At 62.2% G+C, this 16,170-nt stretch carries 9 protein-coding genes, 1 tRNA gene and 1 pseudogene; 6 read left to right on the top strand and 5 right to left on the bottom strand.

The genetic code is table 11. The annotated features are described in order from the left end of the window. From QZ501_RS11655 to QZ501_RS11645, 3 genes are all read right to left on the bottom strand, one after another. Positions 1–1,685, bottom strand: a 1,685-nt coding sequence (locus QZ501_RS11655) for a choice-of-anchor D domain-containing protein (RefSeq protein WP_295719661.1), incomplete at its 3' end; no start/stop codon positions are given. Between the two features lie 306 nt (positions 1,686–1,991). Then, a complete protein-coding gene (locus tag QZ501_RS11650; protein ID WP_160898703.1) occupies positions 1,992–3,020 on the bottom strand; it encodes an AraC family transcriptional regulator in 1,029 nt (342 codons plus the stop codon). A 226-nt stretch (positions 3,021–3,246) separates the two neighbouring features. Continuing rightward, positions 3,247–4,701: a protein adenylyltransferase SelO gene (locus tag QZ501_RS11645; protein WP_295719659.1), complete on the bottom strand. Its 1,455-nt coding sequence runs from the start codon at positions 4,699–4,701 to the stop codon at positions 3,247–3,249. A gap of 160 nt (positions 4,702–4,861) precedes the next feature. Here QZ501_RS11645 and QZ501_RS11640 point away from each other — a divergent pair. Together QZ501_RS11640 and QZ501_RS11635 are read left to right on the top strand one after the other, a co-directional pair. After that, positions 4,862–4,938, top strand: a tRNA-Pro gene (locus QZ501_RS11640). A 257-nt stretch (positions 4,939–5,195) separates the two neighbouring features. Further along, positions 5,196–6,623 carry a heme peroxidase family protein gene (locus QZ501_RS11635; RefSeq protein WP_295719657.1) on the top strand — a complete coding sequence of 476 codons (1,428 nt, stop codon included), beginning with the start codon at positions 5,196–5,198 and terminating at the stop codon, positions 6,621–6,623. A gap of 35 nt (positions 6,624–6,658) precedes the next feature. On the opposite strand, the gene QZ501_RS11630 is transcribed toward QZ501_RS11635, so the two are convergent. Next, positions 6,659–7,186: a carboxymuconolactone decarboxylase family protein gene (locus tag QZ501_RS11630; protein WP_295719655.1), complete on the bottom strand. Its 528-nt coding sequence runs from the start codon at positions 7,184–7,186 to the stop codon at positions 6,659–6,661. 105 nt (positions 7,187–7,291) lie between these two features. Between QZ501_RS11630 and QZ501_RS11625 the strand changes: the two genes are divergently transcribed. Next, positions 7,292–9,226, top strand: coding sequence for an EAL domain-containing protein (locus QZ501_RS11625; RefSeq protein WP_295719652.1), 1,935 nt, complete (start codon positions 7,292–7,294; stop codon positions 9,224–9,226). Here the strand turns inward: QZ501_RS11625 and QZ501_RS11620 are convergent. Continuing rightward, positions 9,212–9,988, bottom strand: coding sequence for a CLCA_X family protein (locus QZ501_RS11620; protein ID WP_295719650.1), 777 nt, complete (start codon positions 9,986–9,988; stop codon positions 9,212–9,214). The genes QZ501_RS11625 and QZ501_RS11620 overlap by 15 nt on opposite strands. 295 nt (positions 9,989–10,283) lie before the next feature. Between QZ501_RS11620 and QZ501_RS11615 the strand changes: the two genes are divergently transcribed. The 3 genes and pseudogenes from QZ501_RS11615 to QZ501_RS11605 form a co-directional block, all read left to right on the top strand. Beyond that, a complete protein-coding gene (locus QZ501_RS11615) occupies positions 10,284–11,564 on the top strand; it encodes a metallophosphoesterase (protein ID WP_295719649.1) in 1,281 nt (426 codons plus the stop codon). Next, positions 11,561–14,971 (top strand): hypothetical protein, encoded by a 3,411-nt coding sequence (locus QZ501_RS11610; RefSeq protein ID WP_295719647.1) that lies wholly within the window; start codon positions 11,561–11,563, stop codon positions 14,969–14,971. The genes QZ501_RS11615 and QZ501_RS11610 overlap by 4 nt, the downstream gene beginning before the upstream one ends. Before the next feature lie 76 nt (positions 14,972–15,047). Continuing rightward, positions 15,048–16,170 (top strand): annotated as a pseudogene (locus QZ501_RS11605) (hypothetical protein); the annotation flags it as partial.

The raw sequence follows: 16,170 nt of genomic DNA, 5'->3' as shown, positions 1-16,170 counted from the left end.
GAGCCGAAGCCGAAGCCGATGATGGAAACCCGTGCCTCGGGAATCTTGATCGTCAGTTCACTTTCCGCGGTCAGCTGGCCGGTCTCGAGGTCAAGGGTTCCAGTGGTTTCACCAACCGGCTCGAACTCGATGTCCGCACGGCCCTGGATCTTGTGGAACAGCTCGGAGATCTGGAACTGCGCCTGGGTGGGATCGAGCTGCAGGTCCGCAGTGAAATCACCGGTGCCCAGGTTGATCTGGCTGTCGATCTGACCGTTCAGCGGTACGTCGGAGCCATTGGCCGCGACATTGGTGACGCCTTCCAGGTCAAAGGTCACGTCGATAGGCTCGGAACCACCGTTGCCATTGTCGCCGTCGCCGTTGTCACCATCACCGTTGTCGCCGTCGTCACCACCACTGGTGTCTTCGGCTGTGCCGGACAGCGTTACAGTCCTGGGGGAGTCTTCAAGATTGGTGGCAACCTCAAGGTTCGCGCTGTAGTCACCGACCTGGTTGGTCTGGAAAGTGGCGGTAACCGTGCAGGATTGCTCCGGAGCAAGGCCGCTCGGGCAATCATTGGTCTGGGTAAAGGCACCGTCAGGGTTGTTGGTAATGCTGAGACCATTGACCTCAAGGGTTGCCTCACCCGTGTTGGTCAGATCCAGGGTCTGTTCAGCACTGCTGGTATTGGCAAGGTCAATGGTGCCGAAATCAACTTCCGGGGCGCTGAGCTCAAGCGCGGGCTCGGGCTGCTCTGTCGCCTCGGCACTGAGGTTAACCACCTTGGGTGAGTCTTCGGCATCCGGATCTGTGGAGTCGATCTGGACACTGGCACTGTAAGTGCCGGCCTGGCTTGCCTGGAAGTTCACATCCACGGAGCAGCTCTGACCCGGATCAAGCGTGGTGCAGTCGTTGCTCTGTGTGAACAGGTCGGCATTGGCCCCGGCGATGGTCAGACTGTTGATGTTCAGCGCCTCGCCGCCGTCGTTGCCAACGGTGATGCTGCCATTGAGGGGGCTGCCGGCCATGGCACTGCCAAGATCCAGGGACTCCGGGTCAACCGTGATATTGGCCGGTTGTGTCTGGTCCGGAACCACCTCGAAGGTATGCAGCACCATGTCCTCCTGGTTGCCCACGAGGGTACAGTCGGAGGTGAACTCGCCCACCGGATCCGGAGCAATATTACCGCTGCCATCACGCACAACCTGGTTCAGTTGCAGGTCGCCGACGGTGATGGTGCCCTGTCCGGGATTGTCAAAAGTGAGCGGGTCGACAGTGGCACTGGAATCCACCGTGAAGGAGCCGCTTTCGCCTGGAATTGGCTGTTGCGGAATTTCCAGGGTTACCGAAAGCGGCTGGTCACTTTCTGGAAGGGCAATGTTGTTAGCCGCGGTAGCGGTGCCTTCGAGGCTGCGTCCACCGGCGATATAGAGCCCCTGCCGGGAATTGTTGTTGATGGTGGTAACCGCGCTGATGTTCAACTCGCCGGTTGACTCACCGACGGTCACCTCGGAGGGCAGGTCGGCGCTGATCTCGGACACCAGGGGCTGCTCACCGATGATGGGCAGCGGGCAGGTGTGCTCGACGGTCAGCGAGACCTGTTCCGCGTTGGCTGTGGTTGCGCCCGTTGCAAGCAGCGCCGCAACGGCACTGCTGAGCAGCAGGCGCCCGGGCTTACTTGTAGGCTTTTCGGTTATGGCGTTCATCAACGTCATCCTCATTGTTTGTTGTGTTCATGGTGTCGGGACCAGAAGACGCATCCTGTAACGGTCCCGGCACCTCCAACACTCGCGTGTCTCCTGGTCTGGGGTCATTGCTCAAAAAGGAAACAGGATTGTTAAAAACGGTTATTGAGGTGGTTGGTTGTCGAATTCGTGATGAACGTCAATTGGTGCCTGTGAACACAGAGTGAGCGGTTGTTCATTTCCGGAAGCGCGAGGGGAGATTGCAGGCTCGGCCACGCAAAGGGGGGGGCGACAGCAGGGTGGCCGGGAATTCAGGAGAGGTGGTGGTCAGATGCGGCGGCGTGTCTGCCCGGGGGTCCGGCCAGTCCAGGAACGGTAGGCGCGGGTGAAGCTGGCCTGGTCACTGAAGCCGAGCTTGTAGGCGATGGTGCTCAGAGGCATCCGCGTATCGGCAAGGTAACGATCTGCGTAGTGGCAGCGGATCTCGTTGCGTAAATCCCGGAAGGAGCAGTCTTCGGCTTGCAGATGGCGGCGTAGTGAACGGGGCGTCATCTGGAGATTCTGGGCGACGCGCTCCAGTGTGCAGTTCAGACCGGGATCGTCGAGGATCTGGCGGCGTACCCGTTCGGTGACGCTGCTGTTGTCATCGGATGCTTTCAGATCCTGGCGCGACCGGTGCCGTGCAAGGAACGAGGACAGCTCCTGCCCCATGTTGGCGGTCGTATGCTGGGCCGGGTGCAGTGTCGCGCAGGCAGCGCCGGCATTGAAGCGGATTACCGCCTCGGGGGCCACCGCCTGCCATTCCTCGGGGGCAAGGTTCGTGGAGGTATCGAACTCAAGCAGCATGTCCCTGCAGATGTGGCGGGAGAGTTCATAGATGCTGCCCATATAGATCCGGATCATGAACGAGCGCAGGCTGCCCAGATCCCAGATGTCATGGAGCCTTATCTGTACGGTTTCGTCCTTCAGTGTCAGGCGCAGATCATGGATCGGCAGGCAGACACGCTCATACTCGATGATCATCTCCACGAGGCGGAAATAGTCGTTCTGCCAGAGGACAGCGGCACCGACCAGGCCGTGTGCATTGATGTCGAGCTGTTTGCCGAACTCAAAGGGGAGGCGCTCGTCCTCGGAGAGTTCGCTGGCGTGCCGAAGCAGTATGAGAAGCTCATTCATGGTCATGCCTTCCTCGCTGGTTTCCAGCTCGGAAGCGTCAAGCCCTGTGCCCTCCAGGAGAGCGGGAGGACGGATCCCGTACTGTTCCATGAAGCGCAGGAAGTGTGTCACATACCGCGTGGGCAGTATGGGAACATCGTAGGCCTGAGCATCCTGAACTGAGTGAGTAGGCACATCCATGCTGAGAGCCCTCCGGAATCCGTTATTCCCGATAATGTAATTGTTTGGCAATCCTATGGAATTGGCCGGTTATTCGTTAATTAATGTCAAATTTACGAATCGAGACCCGGCGTACAGCTGTGGGCACTATACAGAGGCACGCGTGCGCGCCAAGTGCCTTGGCCGGAAATGAGAAAGAATGGCCGCTTTGATAATAACGGCCATTCAGGAATGTGAACTGTGCAACTCAGGTTCCACAGAAGGTTCTTGCAACCTGTTCTTCCGGTGCAGGCGGGTGCCGGTATGCGGAGGCGTCAGCGTTAGCTGAGAAGGGTGATTCCAGTGCTGCCATTAGATCATGGAAATGCCGCAGATCCCCCTGGCGGGCAGCGCTGATGGCCGCCTCCACCTGATGGTTGCGGGGGATGATGGCGGGATTTGCCTGCCACATCGCTTCGGGGGTGTCGAGCAGCGCGATCCAGCGTGCACTCCAGTCTCGCGCCTGCTGTGTGTCGCCCAAAAGCGCGGCTGCGGCCTCCTGCGCGTCGCCCTGATGGGCAAGCCGGGTCAGCTCTCGGAAAGTAGCGGTGAAGTCACTGCCGGTCTGCTGCATGAGTTCCAGCAGTTCGTGCACCACTGTTTCATCTTCCTGGGCAAGGCTCCTGATGCCGAGCTTGCGGCCGAAACGTTCACGCCAGGCGCTGTTGTAGTGTTCCCGGTATTCACCAAGGATGGCTTTTGCGGTTTCGACAACCTCATCCTTGTTCCCATCGAACAGTGGGAGCAGGCATTCGGCAAAGCGGGCAAGGTTCCAGTATCCGATCTCGGGCTGGTTGCTGTAGGCGTAGCGCCCCATGGCATCTATGGAGCTGAATACCGTGTTGGCGTGGTACTGGTCCATGAAAGCACAGGGGCCGTAGTCGATGGTTTCACCACTGATGGCCACGTTGTCCGTATTCATGACGCCGTGGATGAAGCCAATGCTCATCCAGTCCGCAATCAGCTCGGCCTGGCGTTGCGCCACGGCCCTGAAGAGTGCCTGGTACGGCTGATCCTCGAACATCAGGGACGGGTAGTGCCGGGAAATGGCGTAGTCGGCCAGGGTGCGGATGGCATCGGTATCCTGCCGGTAGGCGAAGTATTCAAAGGTGCCCACCCGGATATGGCTGGCAGCCACCCGGGTCAGTACCGCGGCGGGTTCGGGGCGCTCACGCATGACCGCATTGCCCGTAGTGACAGCCGCGAGCGCACGCGTCGTGGGAATGCCCAGTGCGTGCATGGCTTCGCTGATGATGTATTCGCGGATCACCGGGCCTATGGGAGCCCGCCCGTCACCGCCACGGGAGAATTCGGTACGCCCTGCGCCCTTGAGCTGGATGTCGCGACGTTTCTGGTACTGGTCGATGACCTCACCGATCAGAATGGCGCGGCCGTCGCCCAGCTGGGGCACGAAGTTGCCGAACTGATGACCGGCATAGGCAAGGGCAGTGGGCTCGGCGTTCTCAGGCAGGCTGTTACCGGAGAAAACCGCGGCAAGCTCGTGTTCATCGGACTCGTTGACGTCAATGCCCAGCTCCTCGGCGAGCTGGCTATTGAAACGGATCAGCTCCGGGTCAGGAGCCTGGGCCGGCTGAGCAGGCCGGTGGAAGTGTTCGGGAAGCCGTACATAGCTGTTGTCAAAAGGGAAGGGGGGTAGGGACATGCAATCCTCTGGCGGTTGAACACATAATCCATTCTAGATGCGGAACACTACGTTTTGCATTCGGGATCGGACTTATTGGCCAGTCCAGCTTGACAGAAGTACGTCACAATCCTGATAATTCGCCCCCGTTGCGGCGAGTCCGCATCCCAGCCCTGAATAACGGCGTGTGGCGCAGTTTGGTAGCGCACTTCCTTCGGGAGGAAGGGGTCGCAGGTTCGAATCCTGCCACGCCGACCATTTTTATCCTCCAGAACCAGCCAGTCGCACTGGCATAGTCCAGCCTTTTTAGCCTGCAAAGCTGCTCGCCCTGCGAGACGGTTGTTGCGTTCCCCTGTTCGCGCTACGCTCTCTTAACGGTTGTAGAATGCAATCGGTTGTTCCCGTGGGTGTCCCCTTGAGTACGGGGTAGTCCCGGCTGTGGTTGGAAGTGCCGGTATCGGTGAAGGGAGTCGCGGAACTGACTCATTCATGTTCCACATCAGGGAAGGAACGCCATGACCCATCATCACGGCCTGCAGCCTCTGAAGGGGCTGTCAGAGCATTGCCAATCCCCCAATCACCCTATCAGTGAGGATCGTTTCGGGCGACTGTTTCCCGACCTTTCCGGTGCCTATACGGACCCCGGCGTTCTGGAGGGTCTCGGCGCTGCGGGTGGTCCGATGGACTCGGGTGGCAATGCCGTACGTACCCATTCCGTCCCCGCAGGGATGGTGATTTTTGGCCAGTTCATTGACCACGACATCACGCTGGACACGGAATCCAGTTTCGACAGAGTGAATCAGGCTGCGTCGACCGAGAACACGCGCTCGCCCACGCTTGACCTGGACTCCGTTTACGGCGCCGGACCTGAAGTTCAGCCCTACCTGTACCACCAGGGAGCCCAGTCCGATCCATTCCTCAATGCGAAGCTGGTTACCGGTGCCGACAGTGCGGGAGGTGATCCGCTCAGTGCCGATGACCTGGCGCGTGTAGCGTCCGGCGCGGCGACCATCGGGGATCCGAGGAACGACGAAAACCGGATCATCAGCCAGATGCAGCTGGCCTTCATCCGGTTCCATAACCAGCAGTGTGAGGCGTTGCACGCTGAGAACCCGGAGCTTGTTCATGAATCGCTGCTCGAGGCGGCCCGTCAATCTGTCGTCTGGCACTACCAGTGGGCGGTGGTGAATGAGTTTCTTCCGCTTATGTGCGGTGACCCCGTGGTGGCGGATATCCTCGCCCACGGTCGCCGGTTCTATCGTTGCGGGATTCCCTATATCCCGGTCGAGTTTGCCGTTGCGGCGTACCGCTTCGGGCATTCCATGGTGCCCATGACGATCCAGACCCAGAAGGGCGGTACGGCGTTCGAGTTCTTCGGCAGTGTGCTGGGTGGCGGTTTTTCACCTCTGGCGGATCAGCGGGCCATTGTGGACTGGCATGAACTCTTCGACACGCCCGAAGGCCGCCAGGTCCAGCGCGCCGACCGACTCAACACCAGCATGGCCCCGGAACTGCTGGAACTTCCGTTTGTTCCCGCAGATGGTGTGCGCTCGCTGGCGACCCGTAACCTGCTCCGGGGCAACAGCTTCCGGCTACCCGCAGGCGAGGCCGTCGCACAGGCCATGGAGCGCCCTGAGTCCGAGATCGAGCATGTGATGGACAGGGTCCGCGAGCGCTCGAACGATGCCATAACCGCCGGTGTACCGCTCTGGTTCTACGTTCTGATGGAAGCGGAGGTGATTGGTCGCGGTCGTTACGGTGGGCAGGCGGACGCCGGAGAGGGACTCGGGCCAGTGGGTGCACGGATCGTCGCGGAAGTGCTGATCGGTCTCATTGAACTGGATCCCCGGAGCTATCTTGGCTCGAACCGGAACTGGCGGCCGGACCCTGCCCATGACGCCGTCGGGAAGATGCTTGCCTCGGTCAATTCCAGCGCACTCTGAGTGGTTCAGGGGCAGGTCAGGGCCTGCCCCTGTTCTCAGCTTTCCAGTTCAACGCCAAGGTTTTTGCCCACACGCTGAATGAAGTTGCCGGAGGCCACCACGAAGGTGATTTCCGCAATCGCTGCGTCTGAGAAGTGCGTTTTAAGCTCCTCCACGGCTTCATCGGAAGCTTTCACGTCCCGGGTGGTCTCATAGGCGAAGCGGATCACCGCCCGCTCTGGCTCCGAGAATTCACCGCTGTCGAAACCGTCTTCACCCAGATCCTCAATCTGCATGTCCAGAAGCCCGGCCTGGCGTGCTGCCGGCACGTGATGCCCCTGGCAGTAGTCACACCCATTCAGGCGCGCCACGGTCAGGTAGGCGATCTCGCGCACGCGGTCGGTGATCGAGAGCTGGCCGAAGTAGATGTCGAGCAGGGTGCCGATGCCCTGGCTTGCCGGGCCGGAGTGGCCAAGCAGCTTGACCACATTGGGAACCAGGCCCATACCCTGTTCCAACTGCTGATAGACGTGCGTAGCGCCTTGCGCTTCCTGGCCTTTTTCGGCGTAGGGGATTCGAGCCATTGGTTTTTCCTTCTCGTGAAGTTGATTTTCCTCAAAAGGTGAAGTTGGATTATGGTGGTAGCGTCTCGCTTTGCCCGCCGGGCCCGCCGGAGTCGATGACCTTTCATGCCAACAGGATCCTGCCCACTCTCTCCACTTCGGATATCGCTGATCTACCTGACGGTCAGTGTGCTCTGGGTGCTCTTCTCGGACTGGGTAATCATTCTGCTCATGCCGGAGGCAACGGGCGAGACACTTACCCTTGCCCAGACCCTGAAAGGCTGGTTCTTCATTGCCGGCTCGGCTGTGCTGATAGGTTATCTGATCCGACAGCTTGTTCGCGACCTGAGCCAGGCGCAGTCTGAGCTGCGGCTGCGCGATGCGATCATCTCGAAGACCCACAACGGTGTCATCATTGCGGACGAGGACCAGACCATTCTCTATGTGAACGAGGCATTCACACGGATTACCGGCTTCAGCGCGGACTATGCGGTGGGGCGGACTCCCCGCATACTCAGTTCGGGATTCCACGACTCGGATTTCTATCGGAAACTCTGGACTGAACTCGAGAATGAAGGGGTCTGGCAGGGTGAAATCGTGAATCGCAAAGCGGACGGCAGTCTGTTTACGGAATGGATCACGATTACCCGGGTGGCGGATTCATCGGTGGATAAGGCGCGTTACCTCAGCATTCTCAGCGACATCAGTGAGCAGAAAGCGGGGCAGGAAAGGCTCCGCTACATGGCCTATTACGACCCGCTTACCGAGCTTCCCAATCGGGCCTTCTCGCATGAGGAGGTGCGGCGTCTTCTGACAAGGTCCTCGGGGACGGATTACCGCCTGTGCCTCATGTTCGTGGATCTGGACAACTTCAAGGTTATTAATGAAAGTCTGGGTCACGAAGCCGGTGACCAGCTGCTGCGTGAGGTTGCGACCAGGCTTCGTGAGGCGCTCGGGGCGGACGGGTTCATAGGGCGCTTTGCCGGTGATGTTTTTGTGGTCTGTTCCTGGGTGAAGCCGGTTGAGCGTGCAGGCGTCCTCGCTCGGACCGTGCTCGCTTGTTTTGATCAGAGTTTTCACCTCGAACCTCATCGGCAACTGTCGGTGCGGGCCAGTATTGGCATTGCACTCACTCACGGGACCGAAACCGGTTCGGATGGCGAGATCAGCTTCCTGTTCAGCTGTGCGGATTCGGCTCTCAACGAAGCCAAGCGGCGGGGCAGATACACCTACGCCTTCTACACCCAGGCCCTGACCGAGGGATCCACCCGCAGGCTGGAGCTGGAACAGGCGCTCAAAGAAGGAATTGATCGCGATGAGCTGGTGCTTTTCTACCAACCGGTATTCGATGTGGAGACCGGTCAGTGCGTCGGCGCCGAGGCGTTGGTGCGGTGGGAGCATCCCGACAGGGGTATGATCAGTCCGGGCACCTTTATACCTCTGGCCGAGGATACCGGGCTGATACTGCCTGTTGGTTGCTGGGTGATGACAGAGGTCGCCCGGCAGGTCCGCGCCTGGCTCGATCAGGGACTGGATCCTGGCAGGGTGTCATTCAACGTATCCAGCCAGCAGCTGCATAATGCGCCCTTCGTTGATCTGCTCGAGGAGACGCTGCGGTCATCGGGGGTGCCTGCCGGGTCTTTGGAGGTGGAGCTGACCGAGAGTGGTCTGATGGCAGAGGAGACCATCGGACTTCTTAACCGGATCAGGGGCACGGGTGTTGATATCGCCATTGATGACTTCGGTACGGGGTACTCGTCGTTGGCCTACCTTCGCCGGTTTCCCGTGGAGAAGCTCAAAATCGATCGGGGCTTTGTGGAAGGCGTGGAGGATTCCCCGGAGGCGCGTTCGATTGTTGAAGGTGTTGTGGCAATGTCACGGGCTCTCGGCCTCCGTACCCAGGCTGAAGGCGTGGAGACCAGGGAACAGCTTACTGTGCTCAGTGCATTGGGCGCGGACCTTTACCAGGGATTCCTGCGGGGTCGTCCGGTGCCCGCGCCAGTCTATGAGCAGCAATGGTTGATCACGGACACCGGGCATTCTGTTTCAGACGGCGTCTGACTGCCGTCCCCGCACTGCGGTGGTTCCGGTTTTCCGGGACTCCCGGAAAAGGGCCCTGCCAAGACTGAGGAAATAGGTTCCGAAAGCCTGGTTGATGGCCTTTCTCTGTGGTTCCTGTGGGTAGAGTCCGGCATGTGCCTCGCCCGACTGGCGGGTGCCCCGGACCAGAAAGGGGCTTTTGACCGGGGCGTCCTGCACGAAGGCCTCAAAGGCCCGCGCGCCCATTTCCTCAGGGCGGCTGTAGTAATAGGTGCCGAGCCTCTCATCCATGCGTGCGGATGCCCGGAACAGGGCACTGGGCTCGCCGCCATCGTCGCTTACCATTATGGCCCTGAAGCACTGGAAGAGCAGCGCGTTCAATGGGTGATCCACAGGGGGGACCTCCCTCAGCCAGGCGGCGCTGGCGAAACAGTCCGAGGGCACGCTCCTGAAGGCGTGGGTCGCAAGGTAATGGTCGAGGGCATGAAACCATTCGTGAGCCAGACTGCCCGCGCCGGCATTCTTGGCCAGAGAAAGACTGCGTTTGGCGGGGGTGTAGTGCGCGGAGACACCTCTCTGGCCACCAATACCGTACTCCAGCGACAGGCTGCCACGCAGCGAAACGAGTGATTCCGGCCCGCCCAGAATGGTCTTGAGGTCTTCGAGGGCGGCGGCAAACCGGTGGGCCGCGCGCTGCTGCTCATCTCTGGTCACCCAGTTGCCGATGCCGATACTGCGGAAATCATACTGGCGCCGGATTGCTGCAAAGCCATTGTTACCCATGCCGGTACTCTAAAGGCGGTGGGCGGGTAACTGAAGAGGTGGTGTGAACCTGTGTCAGTCCTTCAGGCACATCAGAATGGGAGGGCCCCTGAGCAGCCAGTTGTAAAAAGCGCGCAGGGCGGTTGGCGAGTAGGCGAAGCGCTCTGTGTTCATAGTCGTCCCTGAAAATCATTGATTTGTTGCATCGAGATTAGCAGGATGAAGGCCGCCGGCAAGGCGGATGGCCACGACATCGCGTGTCGCCGGTCACATTCAAGGTGAATGAATCAGAGGACCAGCCCGGAGCCGCCACTGCATGACTTTCTCCCTTCTCGCCGTTGGCGATCTTCACCTCGGTGCCCGCCCGAGCCGCCTGCCGGACGAGCTCACCGGGCGCTCCGCCGAGCTTGGCACCACCGGCGTCTGGCGACGGATAGTGGACCAGGCCCTTGAACAGGGGGTTAACGCCGTGGTCCTGGCGGGGGACGTGGTCGAGGACGAGGACGATTTCTTCGAAGCCTACCGGGAGCTGGCAACCGGTCTGGAGCGCCTGATTGCGGCGGATATCCGGGTTCTTGGCGTGGTGGGTAACCATGACGTGCGGGTGCTGCCGAGACTGGCGGACCAGCTTGCGGGTTTTGAACTGCTGGGCCGAGGGGGCACCTGGGAATCGGTGACCCTGGAAGCCGCCGGGACGCAACTGACCCTGCACGGCTGGTCTTTCCCCTCACCGCATTTCCGGGAAAGCCCATTGCAGGGTGCAAATCTGGAACGGGGCCCGGGTATCAATCTTGGCGTCCTGCACGCGGACCGGGACCAGCCTGCCAGCCCCTATGCGCCGGTGAGCAGCTCTGAGCTGAGGGATGCCGGCCCGGATGGCTGGCTTCTGGGCCACATCCATAAGCCCGACGCGCTCAGTGTGGCATCACCTAATGGCTACCTGGGGTCCGCAACGGGCCTGGACCCGGGCGAGTCCGGGCCGCGTGGGCCCTGGCTGTTTGATCTGGACACAGGCGGCATACGGAGTGTGACCCAGTGGCGGATTGCCCCAATGCACTGGGCTCGTTTGCCAGTGGATCTTACCGGGATTACCACCCCCGAGGATGCTCGCGAACGCCTTCAGGTCGCCGTTCAGGAACTGGACGAATCCCTTGCCGCTCATCTGGTGCCGCCCGAAGCGGCCGCGCTGCGGGTTGGGTTCACGGGATCCACGGATCTGGGAGCTGAGGTTGCCCGGTTAATGGATCGCGAATCCCTGGGCGCACTTCACGCCGGCAGCGGCCGTATTCACTACTTCGTGGAGACACTGCGCTATGCCACCCGGCCGGTTATTGATCTCGCGGAGCTGGCCCGCCGGGCGGACCCGGCAGGGCTGCTCGCCCAGCGACTCCAGCTGCTTGAAAGAGGGGACGACGATCCCGAACGCCAGGCATTGATCCGGGAGGCTCTTCAGCAACTCAGGGAGCAGGCCGGTCGCTCGCACTGGCAGGCATTGCCCGGCCAGGGCATCTCGGAGGCCGAGGTAGTGGATTGGCTCCAGCGCAGTGGCATGGCCGTTCTGGAACGCCTCCTGGCTCAGGGGAGGGCGGCGTCATGAAACTGCAGGAACTGATCATCACCCAGCTTCCAGGCTTTGGGGAAGGGTTGAGGGTTGAAGGGCTGGCCCCGGGCTTCACCCTGGTTACCGGGCCCAACGCATCCGGCAAGAGCAGCCTGGTGCGCGCCCTGCGTCACCTTGTATCCCCCGGTTCTGAAAGTGCGAACGGGGCGATCACGCTCGAGGCCCGTTTCAGCAGTGGCGATGATGGCCTCACGGTGAGCCGCAGCGGGGAGCAGGTGGTCTGGCAGCGCAACGGCCAGCCCACGGATGCGCCCGAGCTCCCTGCCGGGGACTTCCTGCGCTGCTACTGGCTTTCCATGAACGACCTGCTTCAGGCCGGCGATACCGAAGCCTCGATAGTGGCACGCCTGCAGCGGGAACTGGCTGGCGGGTTTGATCTGGACTCGCTGCGCCAGGATCCGCTGTTCCGGGTGAAGCCCCAGCAGGGGCAGCGGGAGGCCAGGGCTCTCCGCGATAAGGAACAGGCACTGGCGAAATGCCAGCGTGATTACGCGCATCTGGATCAACAGCGGCACAGGCTGGCGGAACTTGATGAGCGCATTGAGGCGGCGCGGGCGGCGCGTACCGGTGTCACGCGTACCGAACAGGCCCTTGAATGGCTGGCGGCCCGGCAGCGGCGACGCGGTGCCGACGAAGAGCTGGCGGCCTTCCCGGCAGCCGTAGCGCACCTGAACGGTCAGGAGCGGGAACGCCTGGATGAGCTGGAGGCGCAGCGCGACCGACTGGTCCAGCAGATCCGCGACAACGAACGCCAACAGGACGACGAACGCCAGAAGCGGTGCGATTCAGGGCTTGAAGAGACGGCTCCAGAGGCGGCTGATCTGGCAGGCTGCGAACAGCACCTTGCGGAAGCGGATCGCCGGATAGCGGACCGCGCCAGCCTGCGGGAGCGGCTGGATGAGGCCCGGGCGCGCGAAGCGAATGCGGCCGCCGCCCTGCAGCCGCCGGAAGGGCGGACGCCTGAACCAACCCCGGAAGCCGTCAATCAGGCCGGCGAAATGGCCGAGTCACTGCGGCGGGTCCGGCTCCGAATGCAGGAACTGGAAGCCCGGCTGGAGAACACGGAGGGTGACCAGGAGGACCCGGAGTCGATCCGCACCCGCATCAACGCGTTGCGGCGCTGGCTCCGGCAGCTAGAACCGGCCCGCCGTTACGGTCTTCTGGCGGGCAGTGCCGTGGCGCTTGGTGCCTCAATCGCCGGCGTCTACATGGGCCTATTCTATGGCCTGCAGCTGCACTGGGCACCGGCGCTGGTCGCCGTGGTGGCCGCCGGCTGGTCCACGGTGCAGAGCCTGCAACTGGTCCTGAGGGCCCGTCAGGCGCAGGAGCGTGCCGAAGAGGCGGGTGTCACGCTGTCCGAATGGCAACTGGAAAGCGTGACCAGCCACCTGGAGGAGCTGGAAGCTGAGCTGGCTGCGGCGGTGTACCAGCAGGAGCAGGCCCAGCAGGCGCGGGCCCATGCCTCGGAAATCGAATCACTCGAGAAACAGCAGTCCCAGCTGGAAGGTAACCGCCAGGCCCTGGCGGAAGCGGTTGGCTTTGACCCTGCGTTGAGCGGCGAGGGGGCGGCGCGCTTCCTTAAGCTTGCGGCGGACCTGGATCAGGCCCGATCGGATCGCCGCCAGTTGGAAGCGCGGCTGGCGAGCCTGGACTCGCAGATCGAGGGCGAGCTGGAACCGGTGCGCAGCCTGCTTGCGCGTCAGCATCTGGCCCCCGTTGATGACACCGCGACCGGCCTGCGCGCTGCGTTTGAGGACCTGAAGCAACGCTCCGAGACCGTCACCGAAGCGGAGCAGGCGCTTTCCCGACTTCAGGCCCGGCGCGAGGAACTGGAAGCGGATCATCACCAGCAGCAGGAAGCCATCAAGGCGCTCTATCACAGTCTCGACCTGCCGGAGGACGATCGCGTTGCGCTGGCGTCGCTTTGCGATCAGCTGCCGCGCTATCGCGAGCTGGTCACAACCCGGGAGGCGGAACGCCGCGCTGAGAAGGCCAGGGCCGAAGGGCTCGAGGAGGATCCGGACCTGGTCGCCCTGGTTGAGGCCAGTGACCAGGCCGGTCTGGAGGAACGTCTCGCCACGCTCCGGGAAGAAGCGGCGTATTACGACCAATGGCTCGAAGAGCGCAGCCAGCTCGCAACAAAGCTGGATCAGGCGGGTCGTGACCGGGCGCTGGAACAGGCCCGCTTCGAGAGGGACCGTGCCCGTGAAGCGCTGCAGAACGTCTTTGACGACACCATGGTGGCCGAGGCCGGCCAGTTCCTGCTCGGGCAGGTCGACGCTGCCCATCGGACCGAGCGCGAACCGGCCGTCCTGGCTGATGCCCGTGACCGCTTCGCCCGGTTCACCCATTACCGCTATGACCTGCGGATGGATGAGCGCGGCCAGATTCGCGTCCGGGACAGGCTCCAGGAGCGGGACCAGGACCTGATTGAACTGTCCACCGGCACGCACATGCAGCTGCTGATGGCCCTGCGGTTGGCCTGGGTCCGTGCGCTGGAGCAGGGCAGTGAGCCCCTGCCCATTTTTCTGGATGAGGTTCTGACCACCTCCGACCCGGAACGGTTCCGCGCCATTGCGGCCAGCCTGCGCACCCTTGTGCAGGATGAGGGACGGCAGGTGATCTATCTCTCCGCTGAGCCCTTGGACCGGGCACGCTGGGAAGAAGCGTTCGGCGCTCCCGTCACGCACATCGATCTCGAGGTGCTCCGGCGGGGCGCGGAGGTTCCGGAAACGGGGGATTACAGGCTGCCGGAGCAGGCGGCGCTTCCCTTTCCATCGAACGAGGCGCCTGACGAATGGGCGGCACGGATCGGTGTGCCCCCGGTTCAACCGGGCCGGGGCGCTGGCGCCATCCATCTCTTCCACCTGCTCAGGGATGACCTTTCCCTGGCGCACCATCTGATCCAGGACTGGCGTGTGGACCGGCTCGGCCGCCTGGAAACCCTGCTGCAGCAGCCGGCGGGCGCCAGTGCCGTTCCCGCTCCGGCGTACGCGCAGACACTCAACGCCCGAATTCGCGTTGCCCGCGTCTGGGTGGATGTCTGGCAAAGAGGCCGGGGGCGGCCGGTCGATCGTAATGTTCTGGAAGCGTCAGGGGCGGTGACGCCCAAGTTCATCGATCCGGTTGCGGAACTCGCGGAGCGCCTGGACGGCGATCCCGGTGCCCTCCTGGCATCCCTTGAGAACGGCGGTGTGGCCCGCTTCCAGACGAACAAGCTGCGGGAGCTGGAAGCCTATCTCGAGAATGAGGGCTACCTGGACACCCGCGACCCCCTGGACGCGGCGCAACGGGAGCGAACCGTCCTTCTGGAAGCCGGGCACGAGGCGGATGCCGCCGCCATCCGCCAATGGGTGGCCTGGCTTGAGGCAGGGCTTGCCTGAACTGGCAATCCCCTTGCATTCCGCACGCGTACCGCCCTAGGTTTAATGTCTTTCCAACGTTTGAGCTGTGTCGTCCATGAGTCGAAACCAGAACGTCATCCGCGTCCGCGGTGCCCGCCAGAACAACCTGCGCAACTTTGACGTCGACCTGCGCGTGGGCGAGCTGACCGTTGTCACAGGGCCCAGCGGTTCCGGCAAGTCCTCGCTGGCCTTCGACACCGTCTACGCCGAGGGCCAGCGCCGCTACGTCGAGACCTTCTCCCCCTACGCGCGGCAGTTCCTGGACCGGATGGACAAGCCGGCGGTGGATTCGATTGAGGGCATCCCGCCATCCATCGCCATCGACCAGACCAACCCGGTGCGCAATTCGCGTTCCACGGTTGGCACCATGACCGAGCTCAACGATCACCTGAAGCTGTTGTTCGCCCGGGCCGCGCTGCTCTACTGCGGCGGCTGCGGACGCGAGGTCCGGCGGGACAGCGAGGACAGCATCGTCGCCGACGTGCTGGAACGCGGCGCAGGGCGTCGTGCGGTGATCGCCTTCGATATGGCGCTTTCGGGGGATGTTGGCGAGGACCGGGTGCGTACGGAACTGGAACGCCAGGGTTACACCCGCGTGGAAACGCTCGACGACGGCACACTGCGCGTCACACAGGATCGAGTGCGGCTCTCCGAGGACCGGCGGGATCGCCTCACCGAGGCTATTGAGGGCGCCCTCAGGGCCGGCCAGGGCAGGCTCATCGTGCAGCCGCTGGACGATAACCGTGAAGCCGCGGCGGAATGGCTCTATTCCCGGGGGCTCCACTGCCCGGACTGCGACCGGGACTACACCGATCCCATCCCCAACAGCTTCTCCTTCAACTCGCCCATGGGGGCGTGCGAGGAATGCCGGGGCTTCGGGCGCGTCATGGGTATCGACTACCGCCTGGTGATTCCGGATGATTCGAAATCAATTGAAGAAGGCGCTGTAAAGCCCTGGCAGACGGAGAGTTATTCCGAGTGTCAACAGGATCTGATGACGAAGTGCCGCATGGAAGGCGTGGCCACGGACATTCCCTGGCGGGACCTGCCCGAAGCTGACCGGAAGTGGGTGATCGACGGCGATAAGAACTGGCGCTGGAACGTCAGCCGTGGCGGCTGGTACGGCGTGCGGCGCTTCTTCGACTACCTGGAGAGCAAGTCCTACAAGATGCACATCC

This window comes from uncultured Halovibrio sp., from assembly GCF_913056445.1.
Classification (GTDB): Bacteria; Pseudomonadota; Gammaproteobacteria; order Pseudomonadales; family Oleiphilaceae; genus Halospina; species Halospina utahensis_B.
The sequence above is the reverse complement of the archived record's forward strand: the minus strand, read 5'-3'. Positions and strand labels throughout refer to the sequence as shown.